Origin of the sequence: Clostridium sp. UMB9555A (genome assembly GCF_030222355.1) — a bacterium.
Taxonomy (GTDB): Bacteria; Bacillota; Clostridia; order Clostridiales; family Clostridiaceae; genus Sarcina; species Sarcina perfringens.
Genome location: NZ_JASORQ010000002.1, coordinates 719167 through 737874 on the forward strand (window position 1 = coordinate 719167; position 18708 = coordinate 737874).

At 29.5% G+C, this 18708-nt stretch carries 11 protein-coding genes and 1 pseudogene; 1 reads left to right on the forward strand and 11 read right to left on the reverse strand.

Features of this window, described 5'->3' with window-relative positions:
* Positions 1-278: 278 nt before the first annotated feature.
* From QP548_RS08645 to QP548_RS08670, 6 genes and pseudogenes are all read right to left on the reverse strand, one after another.
* On the reverse strand, positions 279-458 hold the full coding sequence (locus QP548_RS08645) for a hypothetical protein (protein ID WP_061426877.1): 180 nt from the start codon (positions 456-458) through the stop codon (positions 279-281).
* 89 nt (positions 459-547) lie between these two features.
* Positions 548-1278, reverse strand: a pseudogene (locus QP548_RS08650) (IS1595 family transposase); the annotation flags it as partial.
* 228 nt (positions 1279-1506) lie between these two features.
* A complete protein-coding gene (locus QP548_RS08655; protein ID WP_003465955.1) occupies positions 1507-2628 on the reverse strand; it encodes a glycerate kinase in 1122 nt (373 codons plus the stop codon).
* 223 nt (positions 2629-2851) lie between these two features.
* On the reverse strand, positions 2852-4111 hold the full coding sequence (locus QP548_RS08660) for a GntP family permease (protein WP_061426875.1): 1260 nt from the start codon (positions 4109-4111) through the stop codon (positions 2852-2854).
* Positions 4112-4256: 145 nt separating this feature from the next.
* A complete protein-coding gene (locus QP548_RS08665) occupies positions 4257-5318 on the reverse strand; it encodes a CdaR family transcriptional regulator (RefSeq protein ID WP_061426873.1) in 1062 nt (353 codons plus the stop codon).
* Between the two features lie 296 nt (positions 5319-5614).
* On the reverse strand, positions 5615-6787 hold the full coding sequence (locus tag QP548_RS08670; RefSeq protein WP_061426871.1) for an iron-containing alcohol dehydrogenase: 1173 nt from the start codon (positions 6785-6787) through the stop codon (positions 5615-5617).
* Between the two features lie 240 nt (positions 6788-7027).
* Between QP548_RS08670 and QP548_RS08675 the strand changes: the two genes are divergently transcribed.
* Positions 7028-7585, forward strand: a complete 558-nt coding sequence (locus tag QP548_RS08675) for a GNAT family N-acetyltransferase (protein ID WP_061426869.1) — start codon at positions 7028-7030, stop codon at positions 7583-7585.
* A gap of 256 nt (positions 7586-7841) precedes the next feature.
* Here QP548_RS08675 and QP548_RS08680 read toward each other — a convergent pair whose 3' ends face one another.
* The 5 genes from QP548_RS08680 to QP548_RS08700 all read right to left on the reverse strand — a co-directional run bounded on the left by QP548_RS08680 (position 7842) and on the right by QP548_RS08700 (position 18596).
* Positions 7842-10910 (reverse strand): alpha-mannosidase, encoded by a 3069-nt coding sequence (locus QP548_RS08680; protein WP_061426867.1) that lies wholly within the window; start codon positions 10908-10910, stop codon positions 7842-7844.
* A gap of 511 nt (positions 10911-11421) precedes the next feature.
* Complete coding sequence (rbr, locus tag QP548_RS08685; protein WP_061426865.1) at positions 11422-11961, reverse strand: rubrerythrin; 540 nt, start codon at positions 11959-11961, stop codon at positions 11422-11424.
* A 217-nt stretch (positions 11962-12178) separates the two neighbouring features.
* Complete coding sequence (locus tag QP548_RS08690) at positions 12179-13096, reverse strand: hypothetical protein (RefSeq protein ID WP_061426863.1); 918 nt, start codon at positions 13094-13096, stop codon at positions 12179-12181.
* Positions 13097-13260: 164 nt separating this feature from the next.
* The gene (locus tag QP548_RS08695; RefSeq protein WP_061426861.1) at positions 13261-14403 is read right to left on the reverse strand and encodes a pyridoxal-phosphate-dependent aminotransferase family protein; all 1143 of its coding nucleotides are present in this window, start codon (positions 14401-14403) and stop codon (positions 13261-13263) included.
* 206 nt (positions 14404-14609) lie between these two features.
* Positions 14610-18596: a discoidin domain-containing protein gene (locus tag QP548_RS08700; protein ID WP_075808120.1), complete on the reverse strand. Its 3987-nt coding sequence runs from the start codon at positions 18594-18596 to the stop codon at positions 14610-14612.
* Positions 18597-18708: the final 112 nt, after the last annotated feature.

The following is an 18708-nucleotide window of genomic DNA, read 5'->3' on the forward strand; positions in this document are numbered from 1 at the left end:
AACTTTATTAGTCTTCTTATAGTTATACCATATATTCATTTTTTCTACTAATTTTAATTTTTAAAATCCTAATAAAATGAGATTATATTATATTTTTTCCTTTATTCTTTGCTATGTTTTAATACAATATTGGTATTAGGAACAATTTTAATAATAAAAAAGTAGGAGTATACCAATTACTAAATATAGTATACCCCCTACTTTTTTGTTGCATTATATTAATATTGTCACATTAAATCTTATCCGATTTTTACAATTTATCTAACTTAGTATTATATTTATAATTCTAAGATACTTGATACAAAACAGGTTTTAACAATCTTTACCTTACTACTTTTTGCATATTTAAATTTAATCCAATCGTCATCTACACTAATGATACTTCCCTTGATTTCATTAATACCTAAAAAAGTAATTTTACATTCCTTGCCTACCATATCTAAAAGTAACTTACTCATGTTATCCCCCTATCCAATTCATATTATATGACAATCTCATACTTATTTTTATTATAGCATTCCTTTTACCAATTTATTAACAGTTACACAAATTTAATATATGACTTGTGACAGTCTGTACATAATATAGCACTTTCTCCTATATGCCCTTTATAAAGTCTTTCAAGTTCTTTATGTATCATTCTACCTTTACATAAAGACTCTATTATTAAATTTCCATATCTATCTAAAGCTGTAGCGACCAAATTTACTTCTTAGATATATACCTCTTTTTAATCTCTTTACCTTTTTTATGAGATTTTCTTAGCATATTACCAGTTCTTGTACCTTTAAAACTTTCAGTAAAAAATACTTTATCTGCTTATATTACACCATCCACATGACCTGTTCCTAAAAAATATCTTATACAATCTAATATTTTATGTCTCCAAAAGAAACTTATTGCTATATTTATACCTACTATTTTAGCAGATTTTCTTATTTATACTCCAATAATCATGTATTTATCATATTTAAGCCACTTGTATAAGGATTTCTTACTTCTATATGTTGCGGAGTTTGTAAAATCAGTAAAAGTCTTTCTACAAGTTTTACAGATATATCGCTGTTTACAATTATATTTACCATTTCTTCATATCGATTCAGAATTGCAATGAGGAAACACTTTACCCTTTAAAAATCTAAACTCTTTAATCTCTTCACGAATTTATCCTACTTGAGAACCTAATGCAGGAAATTCTTCTAAATATCACATCAATTTCTCCACTTGCTTTAATGTTAAAGTTTGCATATCTATTAATATATACTTAATAATTGGCATACTATAACCTCCGAAATATTGATGTATCTATGTTATAACCTATGTATTTTAAAATATTAATTTTCAACATTTATTTAAAACATAGCCTAAAATAAAAAAGTGAACACAAACAATATATTTTTTATTGCTTATATTCACTTTAAACTATCTATTGTAAGCAAGTATTAAATTTAGTTAATTCTTTATCTTCACTTGATCATCTCATAAATAGCTTCTAAATCATAAAATTTATTTTAAAAGTCTAACTACATTTTCAGTTGTTAATTCTAAATTTCTACTTCCTTCTTTTAAAGCTTCATCTAAAGTTGAAACTCCAGTCATTATACTAAATATACTCTTTATACCTATTTCATAAAGGCCTTCTATTCCCTCTCCAACTTTTCCTGAAAAGGCAATTGTAGAAACTCCATTCTCCTTAGCCACAGTAGCAACTCCCATTGGTGTTTTTCCGTATATAGTTTGATCATCTATACTTCCTTCACCAGTGAATACAAAGTCTGCTCCCTTTACCTTTTCAGCTAACTCTGTATGTTTTATTACAAGCTCTATACCTCTTTTTAATTCTCCACCTAATAGTAATAAAGCGGCACCTAATCCTCCAGCAGCACCAGAACCTTCTATGTGTGAAACTTCTTTTCCTAGGTCTTTTTTTATTACTGAAGCGTAATGAGCTAAATTATTATCTAATTCTTTAACAATCTCTTTAGTTGCTCCCTTTTGAGGACCAAATACTGCTGAGGCTCCTTTTTCCCCTACCAATGGATTAGTTACATCACAAGCTACTTCTATTGATACTTCCTTTAATCTTTCATCTAAAGAACTTAAATCAATACTTTCTATATCCTTTAATGCTCCTCCACCAAAGGCTATTTGATTTCCATCCTTGTCTAAAAGTTTTCCACCTAAAGCTTGAAGCATTCCACATCCTCCATCATTAGTGGCACTTCCACCTATTCCTATAACTAAATGTTTTATTCCTTGATCTAATGCAGCCTTTATAAGCTCTCCAGTTCCAAAAGTTGTTGTTATTAAAGGATTTCTTTCTTCTCTCTTAACAAGTTGAATCCCAGAAGCACTAGCCATTTCTATGACAGCAGTCTTTCCATTACCTAAAACTCCATAAAAAGCTTCCACCTTGTTTCCTAAAGGTCCAGTAACATTTACTCTTTCAATTCTTCCAAAGGTAGCATGAACTAAGGCTTCTACAGTTCCCTCTCCACCGTCAGCCATTGGAACCTTTATGCATTCTGCATCTTTAAAGACCTTTTTAATTCCTCTTTCCATAGCATTACAGGCTTCCATTGAAGTCATACTTTCCTTAAATGAATCTGGTGCTAATACAAATTTCATCTTTATTTCCTCCTACTAGATTTTATCTTAACCTTTGATTTTAAAATCCACTGTGCTTTTACTAAAAACTCTATTTTAAATCATAATTCTTAAAAGTTAATAAAATTCATACTAAGTTTAAATTAAACCTTATTAAAAATTTTCTTTATTATAAAGTAACAAAATATTTATAACTTAGTGATAATAAGCATATAGTTAAAACTTTTCTTTATTTATTAAATAACTATTTTAATATTATTCCAAATATTATAGTTGATACAATTGTCATTGTTAATCCAACTAAAGATTCATATGGTATAAGTTTAAGTCTCTCTTTCATATCCATTGAAACGCTTCCACCAGTAGAGTGGAAGAAGCTTCCATGAGGTAAGTGATCTAAAACTGTAGCCCCAGCATGTATCATAGCTGCTGTAGCAAGTGGTGCCACTCCTAATTGAACAATTGTTGGTCCAAAGACTGATGTAGCCACCGCTGTTCCTGAAGTAGTAGAGGCAGTTGCCGCTGACATAAGTATTCCTGAAACTGGTGCTAACATAAAGCTTGGTAATCCTAAAGCATTTATTCCACTTATAATAACATCTTTTAATCCTGAGTTAGCGATTATTCCTGCTAAAGTACCTGTACCTATTAAAAGTATAGCCACTCCACTCATCTTAGCTAGTCCATATGTTGCATATTTATTAATATGCTTAATTTTTCCCATAGCTAGTATTCCACATATACCACCTACTGGTAAAGCTATTAATGGATCTATAGCAATGCCAGCTATTGGTCTTAACATTAATAATATTATTGCTACTAATGGTCCAACCATCGCTGGTAAAAATCCAGGCATATCTGTTAACTCTTTCATATGTTCATCAGATTCTACTAAAGAACCTTTTTGTTTTATTCTACTTGCTAATATACATGTAATTATAACTCCAAATATAGCTGGTACTATACCTGCTATCATAACATTAGTTAATGAAACTCCTAAATTATCTGCTGCCGCAATGGTATTTGGGTTTGGAGACATTATATTTCCTGCCTTACCTCCACCAACCATGGCTAATAATATAGCTGGTTTACTTAAACCTGATTTGTGAGCTATTGCTAAAGCTATTGGAGATACTGTTATTACTGAAACGTCTACAAAAACTCCAACCATTGTTAAAACCATAGTAGCTATTGCTAAGGCTATAAGAGCTCTTGATTCTCCAATCTTCTCAACTATTGTCTCTGCAATCTTGGCTGCCGCTCCTGATTCAATTAAAACCCCAGCTAGTACCCCTGCTGTAAGTATTCTAAGGATAGCAGGCATCATATTTTTGGCTCCATCCATCATTAAATTAACTGTCCCTGTTAGTCCTGCTCCACCAACAAGTCCACCTATTAAAGCTCCTAGTATAAGTCCGTATGCTGGATGAACCTTTTTTATGATAAGAGTGATTGCAATAACTAATGCAATTACTGCACCTAAAGCTGTAACTGTTACATTCACAATAAATTCCTCCTTCTTATTAAACTCATTTATTATTATTTATATTGACGATTTTCATTGTATAAGTTTTCATATTCAAAATCATTATCTAATATTACTAAAATAAAAAGGTTTTCTTTATGCAAACGCATAAAGAAAACCTTTTTTATTTTAATTGACTTACTATATATGCAATCAAAAATTGAAATAAATCTAAATAATTATCAAAGCTTAAGCCTGTTATTTCCTCAATTCTCTCTAGTCTATAATTCAATGTATTTCTATGTATATGTAAGGATTCTGCGGTCTTTTTTCTCTCTCCACTATGCTTCATATAAGATATAAAGGTTTCTAATAATTCTTCTCCCATATTTTCCTGTAATATCTTGTTTTTAATAATTTTCCATTCCTCTTCATCTAAAAAATTATCTAAGTAACTAAAAACCTTTACTTTTTTATAATCATAAAAGAACTCATTTTTATATAATTTAGTTCCTATGTCTACTGCTTCCACTGCCTCATTCATAGATTTTGATATAATTTTATGTTTTGAGCTTAATCCTATCTTCGAATTTGTATCCATCATAATTTCCTTTAATTCTTTTAACCTTTTATAAAGCAAATTATTATCTAACAAAATTACAACTATTCTATTTGAAGTTAAATTTATATAATACTCCTCTTCTTTTATGAACCTTTTTATTTTTTTAATTATTTCCTTAAATTGATCTTTCTGAAACTCCAATACAAGTATTATTCTATCTAAGGAAATATCAATACCTACATTGGCTCCCCTTTGAATGAATTCTAAGTCATAGGCCTCTTTTGAATACAGCCACTCATAAATAAATTCCTCTTTCAATCTTTCTTTAACTATATGTTTATTCAAAGTGTATTCTTGATTTATTAAAAGTTCAGCAGTAACAGTTACAAGTTGTGTAAATTGCCTAACATTTTTAGGATTCCCTGTTATACCAATAACCCCTATAGCTTTTTCTCTAAAAAATATAGGTGAATTAACTCCAGATTTCACCTTATCCACATCCTTAGATATTTCAACCACCTTTTTTACCCTTAAGGCTTCTAAAGCACCATTATGTATCATTCCTATTCTACTTGAATCACCACTACCTATTATTACTCCCTTATGATTCATTATGTTTACATTGTAAGGAATAACCTCCATCATTTTATTAACTATATTTTGAGCTAGTTCCCTATTTAACATTATATTGCGCTAAGTATATTCCCTATTTATACTTAACTCCTCCTCTCTTTGAACCTCCCACAATTATAAAAGCTTAGATAAACTGATACTAGCAAAATATTTAAACATTTACAATACTTAAAATAAAAAAGGATATGTATCAAAACTAAATAATAAAACTTATAAAAAATATAATCTATTAATTCTCATAATATAGTTAAAAGTTTTATTAAAAGTTATTTTGATACATACCATACTATTTTACATATAGTTATTTTCCTACTTGCTATTATTTATTTTCTTAAGGGTAAAATATCCTATAAAGCTAATTTGTATATTTCAAGGATGTCCTCTGTGTTTAATTCTACAAAATGACCTACTGTATGCTCATCATTATCTGTGCATTTTTTAGCCATTTCTTCTAATCTATCTTCACCTATTTCTAACTCTTTTAAAGTTACTGGAAGATTTATTGATTTGAAGAATTCTTCAAGTTTCTTAATTCCTTCTAAGGCAACCTCTTCCTTAGTTTTATCTTCAACTTTAACATCAAATACTCTAGTAGCAAATTGATTGAATCTATCTAAATCATGTTTATAAACAAACTTCATCCAAGCTGGGAATATAACAGCTAATCCTGCTCCGTGAGTAACATCATATATTCCACTTAATTCATGCTCTATATTATGTGATGCCCAATCTGTTTCTCTTCCTGTGCTTAAAAGATTATTATGTGCTATTGTTCCAGCCCACATAACCTCTGCAAAGCTATCATAGTCTTCCTTATTTTTTAATACCTTAGGAACATTATTTATTACTGTTTTCATTGTTCCCTCGATTAATCTATCTATAAGTTCAACATTCTTTGTGTTTGTGAAATATCTTTCCATTAAATGTGCTAAAATATCTGCACTTCCAGCTGCTATTTGATATTCTGGTAAAGTAAAGCATAGTTCTGGATTTAACATTGAAAATTTAGGATATAAAAGTGGTGATCCTGTTGATCTCTTATACCATCCATCTTCATTAGTTATAACAGTTCCTGAACTTGATTCACTTCCTGCCGCTGGTATTGTTAATACTGTACCTAATGGTAAAGCTTTTTCTATTTTAATATTTTTAGTAAAGAAATCCCATACATCTCCATCATAAGGAACACCAAGAGCTATGGCTTTAGCTGAGTCAATAACACTTCCTCCCCCAACAGCAAGTATAAAGTCAACTTTACTATTTTTACAAAGCTCGATTCCCTTTTTAACTAAACTTAATCTAGGATTAGGCTTAACTCCTCCAAGTTCTATTACATGTAATCCTGCTTTATTTAAAGAATCTAAAATTCTATCATATAACCCATTTTTTCTAATACTTCCTCCACCATAATGAAAAAGTACTTTACTAGCTCCTAAGCTTTTAATTTCTTCTCCAACAGAGGATTCAACTCCTCTACCAAAGTTAATTTTAGTAGGATTATAAAAAGTAAAATTATTCATTTAACTCACCCTTTCTCTTTTTTTCCATATTATTTAAATTAATTACGTTTACAATATTATATATCACTTTTAATTCTAAGTAAAAGATTATATAAATATATTTTAAAACTCTAATTATGTTTAAAATATGTATATTCATATAAATTTAAAATAAAAACCAACAATATAATAGGAAAATATTGAAATATACATTTTAAAGTATATAATATATTTAAATTATTCTTATGAGAGGTGATTAATTTGATAAATCATAAAGGAACAAAATGCATTACAACGGAAAGAATAACTCTTAGACCTTTTTGTTATGATGATGCTGAAAATATGTTTAAAAACTGGGTAAACGATCCTGAAGTTACAAAATATCTATCTTGGACTCCTCACGGAAATTTAAATGTGACTAAGGAATGCTTAGATAATTGGATTAAAGCCTATGAATCTGATGAAAACTATCACTGGGCAATAACCTTAAAAGAAAATCCAAATGAAGTTATTGGAAGTATTGGTGCAGTATTTATTGACAATTATTTAGAACAAGCTCACATAGGTTATTGTCTTAGCAAAAAATATTGGAATAAAGGAATAGTAAGTGAATCTTTAAAAGAGGTTCTTTCTTATTTATTCCAATGTGGTTTCACAAGAATAGAAGCAGTACACCATGTTCTTAATCCTGCTTCTGGACAAGTTATGAAAAAATGTGGCATGAAGTTTGAGGGTGTACTTAGAAAAGCTAGAAAAGATAATAAAGGTGAATTTTTTGATATAGCTCAATATGCTCTATTAAAAACAGATTTAGAGTAAGTACTATAAAATTTCAGTAATACAATTTTTAATCAAACAAAAAAGACAACCCTCCCTCAAAGGTTGCCTTTTCCTTATACCTAATTTCCCCCTTGGCAAGCTATGCTTACCATTTTCTTTAAGTAATTAGAAGTGTTTCTTTTAATTCCCTTATTATCTGTTAGTATTATCCTTCTATATAAATATTACTTAAATTCTTAATTATAATTTAAAGCTTAAAGTTCTTTAAAGGTTTTAATACTCTTTAAATTCTTAACTACTTTAATGTTACTTTTAAAGTATGAACCTCAAATGGTTTAAATGTAAGGTGCATTGTTTCTTTGTTTAATTCTTTTCCATCTATGCTATCTTCTATTAAGTTAACCATTTCTACCTTTTCATATGGAACATTTATATTAACTTTGGCCTTAGCATCTTCTCCATGACACTCATATAATCTGATTATCATTTGGTCACCATCTTCAGCTTTTTTAATTGTATCAATTATTACATTTTCACAATCTATTGAAGCCATTGCTTCTTTAACTAGGTTTTCACCTAAATTTTCACTATAAATTACTTGTATTGGAACATTAACTTCATGAGCTTCATGAACAACATTTCCTTCAATATAGTCTCCTCTGTGTGGGAATAAGCAATAAGTAAATTCATGCTCTCCTCTATCAGCATTTGGATCTGGATATCCTGGACTTCTTAATAGATTTAAGTCTATCTTAGTTTCTGAAACATTGTGTCCATACTTAGAATCATTTATTAAAGCAACTCCATAATCCCTTTGTGATAAATCTATCCATCTTTGAGCACATATTTCACCCTTAGCCATATCCCATGAAGTATTTCCATGAGTAGGTCTCTTTATTGTACCAAATTGTATTTCGCAATCTGCCTCTCTAGTATAAACATTAGTATTGAAAGAGGTTCTAAGCATCTTACCATTTTCTTTCCAATCAACCTTTGTTTTAAAGTCGATTCTCTTACTACCTTCTAAAATGCTTATTTCTTGTACTAAAGTAGAATCTCCATATTTATAGTTTTGCTTAATAGTTGCCTTTGGTCCATCTACAATAACTTCTGATTTTACTAACTCAAAAATTTCAGATGGTCTATCTTCATAAACTCCTGAGAAGTCCCAAGCATCTCCATTATCTTCATAAACTCTAAATTCATTTCCTTTTTCATCTCTTAAGACTTCTTTATTTAATTCTTTATCAAAAATTCTTGCAATTGTTCCATTTTCATTAAACTCAACTTTAACCAATCCATTTTCTAAGTTATTTTCTGAAACTTTTAAAGTTGAAATTTCACAATATGGCTCAATTTCTTCTTTTTTAATTATTTCTCCACTTAAAGAGTTTAAGTTAACTCTTGTCCATCTATCATAAAGCTTAATCCATTGCTCTCTACTCCATGATAAAGAGTTTACTAATATAGCTCCCTCTTCTTTGCTATCTGCACTTTCTAAAATATCTCTATATAACTTTTCAGTCATTCCTTCTACCTTAGCAAGCATCTTTTCATAGGCTTCCACTGACTCATCATAAACTCTGCCTATGGATGATCCTGGTAAAATATCATGGAATTGATATAAAAGAACTTCCTTCCAAACTTTTTCTATTTCATCTTGAGGATATTCTCCCTTTCCTAAAACTTTAGCTTGCATTGCTGCTAACTCTAAGTTCTTAAGAGCTATTTCCATCTTTCTATTATATTTTTTATTCTTACCATGTGTAGTGTAAGTTCCTTGGTGTTTCTCTAAGTATAACTCTCCACTCCACACACTGTATTTATCTATATCTTTTTCTATTCTCTTAAAGAAATTACTTGAAGGTTCTTGCTTAACAGGAGATATTCCATTTATATTTCTTTCTCTTCTTAATCTCTCTAAATGCTCTTCTCCTGGGCCACCGCCTCCATCACCAATTCCAAATAGCATTAAACATTCATCTGATAAGCCTTTATCTAAGAAAGCTTTCTCTGACTTAGCAACGGCTCTTGGTGCTGCTGAACTATTATAAGTTCCCTCTGGTGGCATGTGTGATAATACTCTACTTCCATCTAATCCTTCCCAGACAAAGGTATGATGTGGGAATTGGTTATGATTGTTCCATGATAATTTAATTGTCATGAAATAATCTACACCACTCTTTTTAAGAATTTGTGGAAGAGCTGCTGAATATCCAAATACATCTGGAAGCCATAAAGTATCCATCTCTTTTTTAAATTCTTCTCTAAAGTATCTCTTTCCATATAATAATTGTCTTACTAAAGATTCTCCTGATGGAACATTAGTATCTGGTTCAACCCACATACCTCCTTGAGCTTCCCATCTTCCTTCTTCTATTTTTTCTTTAATTCTTTCATATAAATCTGGATAGTATTCTTTCATCCATTGATAAAGTTGAGGTTGACTTGCTCCAAATACATACTCAGGATATTTTTCCATATTAGCTAAAACTGTTGAATATGTTCTAGCTCCTTTTCTTATAGTTTCCCTTATTGGCCATAACCAAGCTAAATCTATATGAGCATGTCCAATAGCTGAAACTGAAAGTGAAGGATCCCCACCTTTTTTATCTAATTCTTTCTTTAAAATTTCTCTGGCTTTTTTAACTTCTTCTTCATTTAAGATTGTAACTTCTTGTTGAGTAACAACTCCGTCCTTTAAGAAATCACATCCACTCATTCCAGTTTTAACACTTAATACCTTTGATGCTTCATAAAGTGCATTTAATATAGTATGATATCTAGCACTATCTTCTGGTAATTGATTCATAAGTTCATGTAAAACTTCTACATCATAATAAAGAGCCTTTACTTCTTCATTACAAGTTGCAATATACGCATCTTTTATAATTCCATTATCTCTATATTTACCAAATAAATCGTTACATGCACAATCTGCCCATATATCTATAACTTCTCCACCTTCAGCTCTCTCAAACATAGGAACTTCTCTCTTACCTGGCATTCCTAAGCTTAAATCAAACTCTGAGTTTAAAGTTGTAAGCCCTCTCATAGGATTTCCATTCTTATCTACCACAAAGGCTTCTCCACTTATATCTATTAGAAGGACAATATTTTCTCCTTCATAACTTTTAGGTACTTCTCCCTTGAAGTTAAACCAACCACAGTCCCAAAGTTCTCCCCAAGACTCTCCTATAATTCCTTTTTTGTACTCTCCAATTAGTCTATTTTCATAACTTACTGGCTCCTTAGTTATATACATATCTATTTCTAAAGGCGCAACTACATTGTATATTGCCTTTTCTAGCTTTTCACACAAACCGTTTACAATATTCTTACGTTCATTTATCTGAAATAACATTCATCTCACCCCTTGATAAATTTAAAAATCATAAAATAAATCTTAGAATCATACCTTAATAATCAAATTAATGGGCTTCTTTTCTTTCGATTCATCTAAATTCTATATTTTAAAGATATCTTATAAGCAATTAAGTGTAAAGTGGACAAATATTAGTTTTATAGTTCATATTTTTAATAATTTAAATTCAATTTAAAATCTCTTAAATTATAATTTTAACTTTTAAATTCAGGTTATCTTTTATAGATGTTGAATTTAGGTATTTTCTATAACCTAAGTTAACTTCAAATAAGAAAGCTTTTAACTTCTATATTTTGAACTTTTATCTTATGAATGAAAAAATGGAGTAAAATAAATAAGACCAAGGCTAGGAAGAAATCTTAAAACCTAAGCCTTGATCTCAATTTATTTAAAAAGGATTAAAATAAATCTTTTTATAGGTAATATGCTAATTTGCGGAAGAAGTTAATTCTATAAAACAATATAATTTAATCCTTATTAAATACTATAATTAGAATTTATCGCAAACTAGTTCAAAGTATGCTTTTGGATGATGACAAACAGGGCACTTTTCTGGTACTACTGTTGATTCTAAAATAAATCCACAGTTTTGACATCTCCATAATTGTTTTTCATCTTTTTTAAATATTTCACCATTCTTCAATAGATTATATAATTCTAAATATCTTTCTTCATGGTGCTTTTCTATTTCTCCTACTTTTTCTAATATGAATGCTATTTCATTAAAACCTTCTTCTCTTGCTTCCCTAGCAAACTCAGCATACATATCTGTCCATTCATAGTTTTCTCCACCAGCTGCATCTTTTAAATTATCTACAGTTTCTCCAACTGTACCATCATTTAAAAACTTAAACCAAATCTTTGCATGAGCCATCTCATTATGAGCAGTTTCTTCAAAGATATCAGCTATCTTGTTATATCCTTCTAGTCTAGCTTTCTCTGCATAGAAAGTATATTTATTTCTAGCTTGTGACTCTCCAGCAAAGGCTGTTAAAAGATTCTTTTCTGTTTTACTTCCTTTTAAATCCATGAACTCCACCTCAAAATTTAATTTTATAGTCTATCTACTCTTATTTCTAAAAATATAAGTACAATTTAATTTTTCCCTTTTTGAGGTTTTATATTCTAAATTTAAAGTTAAAATTTTTAGCTAAAATAAAACAAAGTTCTTATTAATACAACCATAATAAAATTCGCCTAAACAATTTATAAATAAACCTCATAAATAATTTCAATTTATTAAGTTGTTATATAATACGTATTTCCTCTTTGGTTATATTGTTAATTAAATAAACTTCCATATTATCTCTATCAACTTCATTTAAGTTATAGAATATTCTTGACATATAAAACTGATCATGCTTTGAATCCTTATCATATCTTTCATCAATACTACTATATTTTCTTATGGCTAACTCAGTAAACCCAACCCATTTTTCTAAATCAAAGCTTCTTTCATAACCTCCACTTATTAACTTCACAGCATACTGATTAGCAATTCTTTTACATTCTTCTTCATCTTTATTACCAACAAAAATATACAGTAATGAGCCAAATTCAAAATTTGATAAACTACGAATTTCAAAATCAACATTATCAAAAGTAATTTTTTTATTTAAACTTAAATAATCTTCTTCTGTTAAACAAACTTCTTCTTTTATGGATACATCCTTTGCTATATAACTACCATCAGCTGATCTAGCATTAATTGAAAAGCTTAAGTTTGCAGGTGAATCCGTATTTTCTTTAGCAATTATTTCTCCAGTTGAAATAATACGTACAGTAGAATATTCCCATCTTCTTTCAACATCATTTGAAGATATATAAAATTCTCTCCCTTTAAAATTCACATTTCCAGTAATATTGACATCCGTAAGATTTATATATCCTCCATCAATCTTTTTTACTGAATAATCAAATAATGCATAATCTTTAAATACTTTTACTGAATTTATAGTTATATTATAATCTAGAAATTCTAATGTGTATGGAAAGCCTCCACTTAATTCATTTTCTTTTTCTAACTTTCTATTTGCCTCTAAAAATTTTTCAAATTTACTTGTTTTTTTCTTTGATTCATCTTCTAATCTAAATCCAATAAAAATAACTATAGAAAATAAAACTATTCCAATTAATAAATATACTATTAATTTCTTTGATTTCATTGAAAACTCTCCTTACTATTTCATTTTCTACATAATATCATTTTTTTATATCGTAATTTTAAATCCACTGTTAAATTTATACAAACATAAAAAGTGCTTAATAAAGAGTTGCTATTTCCTTTATTAAGCACTTAAATACAAATTAATTGTTTTAGTAAAACCTATTAAATATTTTCTATAAATAATTTATTTAATTGTTTTTCACTTGAAAAGCCTAAATCTTTTAAAGCCTTGTCTATAGCATTTAGGACATAGGTTATATCTTCTATATTTGCATTTTCTCCCATATGTCCAATTCTTAATAATTTATCTTCATATTTATCTAAAGATGTTGACATTAATACATTATATTTTTTATTTAGATGATTTCTTAAGTTTAAAGCACCTATTTCTTCTGGTATTTCCACAGCTGTAACTGTATTTGAATATCCACTTTTTAAGAATAAATCTAATCCATATTCTTTTACTGCCTTTCTAGTTGCTTCTCCAATTTTTCTATGTCTTTCAATAACTTTTTCCTTTCCTTCCTCTAGAATATTGTCTATAGCAACCCTAAGAGAAATAATATCACTTATTGGCATTGTATATGGGAACCACTTATCTTCATAATAATTTTTCCATATATTCAGATTGCAATAAAAACCTATAATAGGTGTTTCTCTATTTTCCATAACCTTTCTTGCATCATCACTTATACTAACCATAGTAAGTCCTGGTTCTGCTGAAAATGCCTTTTGAGAACCACCTAGGGCTATATCAATTTGCCATTTATCCACCTTAAATTCTTCTCCTACCATAGCTGATACAGAATCAACAACTGTCAAAATTCCATAACACTTAAGTAATGGACAAATTTTATCAACAGGATTTAATACTCCCGTTGGAGTATCACAATGAACAACTGTGGCATATTTAAAATCATTATTATTCTCTAAAAACTTAGATAAAGCTTCAACATCAATCTCTTTAGTATAATCTCCTGAAAAATAAGTTACCTCTCCTCCATACATGGTTACAAAGCCATCAAACCATCTTCCATATAAGCCATTGTCAATTACTAAAACCTTATCTCCTTTTTCAGTTAAGGATGCACAAGCAGCTTCTAATCCTAAAATTCCTTCTCCAGAAAGTATATAGCAATCATTTTTAGTATTTATAATCTCTCCAAATCTATCACAAGTTTCCTTATAAAACTCAACAAAATCCATATCAACATCTGGATTTGTAGTTTTTAAAGCCCTTGCTCCTCTTACATTCTCCCTTAAATTAGTAGGCCCTGGTGTATAAATAGTTTTATTACAATTCATAATTCATTCCTCCAAACACTCTCATTTTTCTCTTGTATAAAAAATAACACAACTATTCAAAATCACCAATAGAATCGATACAATACAAAAATTAAAAAGGGATGTATATAAAAGCAAACTTTCAATAAAACTCATAAATAAACACTTTTATAAGTTTTCATATTTATCTTTAATACATCCCAACTCTTAATTTAACTCTTTTTAATTTAATCTAAAACTCTTTCAGATATAAAGTTAATCTCATATTCACCTATAACCTTATCTCCATCTAAATCCCATTCTTCTTTTTCTTTTCCATAATACTTAGATGCTAATGCCAAGTCTCCTAAATCTACATTTCCATTTTCATTAAAATCTCCTTGTAAACTCTCAACTTTTTTCTGTTCTCCATATACCTCTAATTCAAGAATTGAATATGGAGAATTATTAGTTCTCTTAATACAATTTACTCTTACATATCTTGCTTTTTCATTTCCAAACTCTATACTATTGATTTTTTCTAAATTATTAGTTACACTTGAAATCTTATTCCAGTTCTCTCCATCTTCTGATATTTCAATTGAAAATTCACTTGCTGGATTACTCCATCTTACTAAAACTTCATTTATATCAGTAACTTTTCCTAAGTCAACCATAAGCCATTGATTATCAGAATTTTTTGATACCCATTTAGAGCCTTCATTTTTAATATTACCATCTGTTGCTCTCCACTCATTTGTGTATAATAAATCATTTGAAGAAGAATATGCATCCTTTCCACAAGCCAAATTGACTTTAGAATTCTTTTCTCCTCCTATAGCTTCATCAGATAATACTCTATTATATAGTTTGATGTTGTCTATTCCTCCCTTTAGTCCTTCTCCTATCTTTTCTAGTGGAAGAACGAAAGTAGTATAAAATTCTTGCCCACTTATTATAGAATTATCATGCTTTCTATTACTATGAAGTTGCTGAACAAACTCTCCATCAACATATAAAGCTAAGTTTTCAAAAGTACCAACTAAGGTTATATTTGTCCACTTATCTTTTTGTATTTTGTAATCAAAATTTTGTTCATAAAAACTTCTTCTTATTGATAAAGTTCCATCTTCTAAAACTTTTAACTCTCCCTCATAACCTGAGAAAATATTCATTACATTACCTAATTCCTCAACCTTAAGATCAAATGAAACTGTATACGGATAAGTTATTGCTTTTAAAGGAGTTTCAATTACTGTTTCTCCATTTAAACTTAAATATTTATTTGCCTCTTCTTCTTTAAACTCTCCATTTTTAATTGTTCCATCATATGCATTACCACTAGTATCTCTTCCATCTGAAGTTTTAAAATCATATTCTAAAACAATATCACTCTTACTTTCGACTTCTCTTGAAACTTCAGTATTAGGTCCTTCATCAAGAGAGTTAAATGTTTTTATAAACTCAGTGTAATCTTTATCTTCTCTATTTCCTCTCCATGTTTTTTCACCAATAGTTGCAACAGCTGGAAGCAATCTTTCATGTAAGTCCATTTCGACTATTCCTTCCATTGATTCATCTCCCCAAATTGCCATTTTTCCTCCTAAAAGATTAGGCTCTCCTAAAGGTAAAGATGTATTTCCATTGAACTGAACTGGCTCCCAATTATTATATACATATTGAGTATCCATAAAATCCTTATGCCATCTTGATGGTGTTATATAGGTATATGGTTGAGGAACATTTACTAATTTATATCCTTCATCAATTCTGGCTTTTGGATCTTCCCATCCTAAGCTCCAAACATCTATAATTGTATCCTTTGGTAGCATTGTTTCTCCACCAAATGGTTTTAAAGAACCCCAAACTCTAGGTGTTTTACCTTTATCTATTAAATATTGAGACATATCTGCTGCATATTTTCTAAACTTGTCTCCAACTCTAGTATCATATTCATCTATTCCTAAATGAACTGTATCTCCCAAGAAAATAGGATTTTCTTCATCTAAAAATTCATCAAATAATCCTTTTATAAATTTAGCTCCCTCTGGATTATCTATATCAATATGATCAAACCAATACTTTTCTGAGTTTATTGGTGTTCCTTTTTCCCTATTATATTTTGTAAAAGGAAGTGAATGTGCAGGAGTATCTATTTCTGGAACAACCTCCATTCCCCTATTCATTGCATCTTTTTGCAAGTTCACAAATTCTTCTTGAGTGTAATATGGATCATTCAAATCATCATTACTAGGCTTTAGTCCAGGATGATTTTTACTTTCTAGTCTAAATGCACTATAAACTGAATCCCAATTTTCAGGTTTATTAAAATTAGTACCTTGTGGAGCCCACTGATTATCATTTAAATGAATATGGAATTCATTTATCTTATACCAAGATAATATCTTTGAATAGTCCTCTAAAAACTCCATTCTCATTGGCATCCTAGCCACATCAAGCATAGCCCCCCTAATCTCATACTTAGGGAAATCTCTTATAACTCCACATGGAATAGAACTGTGATTTTCATCTTGCCATAATATTTGAAGTAAAGTGGTTGTACCATATAAGGCGCCAGTATAATAACTTGAATAAATCTTTATAGAATCTTGAACTTGTGTAAAGTACCCTTCTTTACCAACCTCATATTTATCTTCTAGCTGAGACTCTATATAAATATCACCTTCTTTAACTGATTCATCTGAAGAAACTTCCACTATTTCTAATTCAATTCCCTTAAAATCCTTTAAACTTTCATTAAAAAGCTTAGCAACTTTCATTAAGTCAACATTATTTTTATCATTAATTAAAATCCTTGACCCTTCTGTTAAATTAAAGTTTCCTTCTAAGCCATACCATTCTTGAAGGCTTGGAATAACCTTCGGCTCTCCATTCCCATTATCTACCTTAGGGAAAAATTCCTCATTTAAAGATGTTTTTTCTGGTACAGTTAGTGTTAAACTTTTTTCCACAGTCTTTTCTGGCTCATCTTCCTTATATATTTCAAATAATAAACTGACATCTCTATCAACTATATTGGAATCATTAATTTCTCCTCCGTGAGTTATTACATTTTCAAATTCACTTCCTTTTAATTCAATTCCAAATCCCTCAGGCACTTCTGGCAATTTAATCATTTCGTCACTTATAGTCACTTCTGGAAGAGAGGTTATTCCATTTGCAATTTGTTCTAAAGAAGGAGTAAAATCCGGTACTATTTTTTCCTCTCCCAAAACTTCTATCTCACGTATAGAGACATTATTATATGCATTAGCATTTCTCTCTCTTATATAAACTCTTAAATATCTAGCATTTTCTTTGTTGTCAAAATTTATCTCATCAATCATATTCATATCGTTTCCTGAATCATGAGTTACCTTTTTAACTTCTCTCCATTCCTTACCATCATCAGAAACTTCAATGCTATAGTCCTCTGCAAAGGCCTTTTTATACCAATGAATCTTTGCACTTTCAATATCTAGACTTTTCCCAAAATCAATATAAACCCATTGGTGGCTATCATTATTAGGTATAACTGGCATTGTAGGACTTGACCATCTAGAGTCATCACTTGTTTTATCTCCATCTACTACCTTATTAGCGCCCCAGTTTGTATTATTATTTTCTACAGCAGATGCCTTTGTTTCCTTACCTTCAGCTACGTTTCCCTTAAAAAGTTTATAACCCATAACTTCAAATTCTCTAATACTAACACTATTCCATTGATTTTTCTTAGTTATTAATACTCTTATATATCTTGTTGTTTCTTCCTTTTCTAAATCTATTCTATTAACTTTGTTTCTATCCGCTTCATTTTTGCCTAAAGGATTAGTTAAAGTGCCTGTTATATCAGTCCAATTCTCATTATCAGAAGATTTTTGAATCTTAAACTCAGTTGCATAAGCAAAATTCTGCCATCTTATATTTAAATGATCTATAACATATTCATCTCCTAAGTCCACAGATAACCATTGTGGATTTGTTGAAGTTACCTCTCCACTTGACCATCTAGAATCTTCCGTAATATAATCTCCATCTACTGCCTTATCTCCTTTCCAACTATTAGTAGATTCTAAACCCGAAACCTTTACATCCTTTTCTAAAGCCAAGTTCACATATTCTCCCCTTAAATCATCAACTTTATCCTTTGCCTTAACTGTAATCGTAGCAGAGCTTCCTATGAAATTTGCAATAAAAATCCCACAGAGCAAAGCTCCTATTTTCTTTTTATTCATCTTTTATACCCCCTATGATGTTTTAGAACATTATTGATAAGTTAATAATGAAAAAACTTCCTATATATTTTTATTCTAGAAAATATTATTATATAATTGATTTATAGAAATA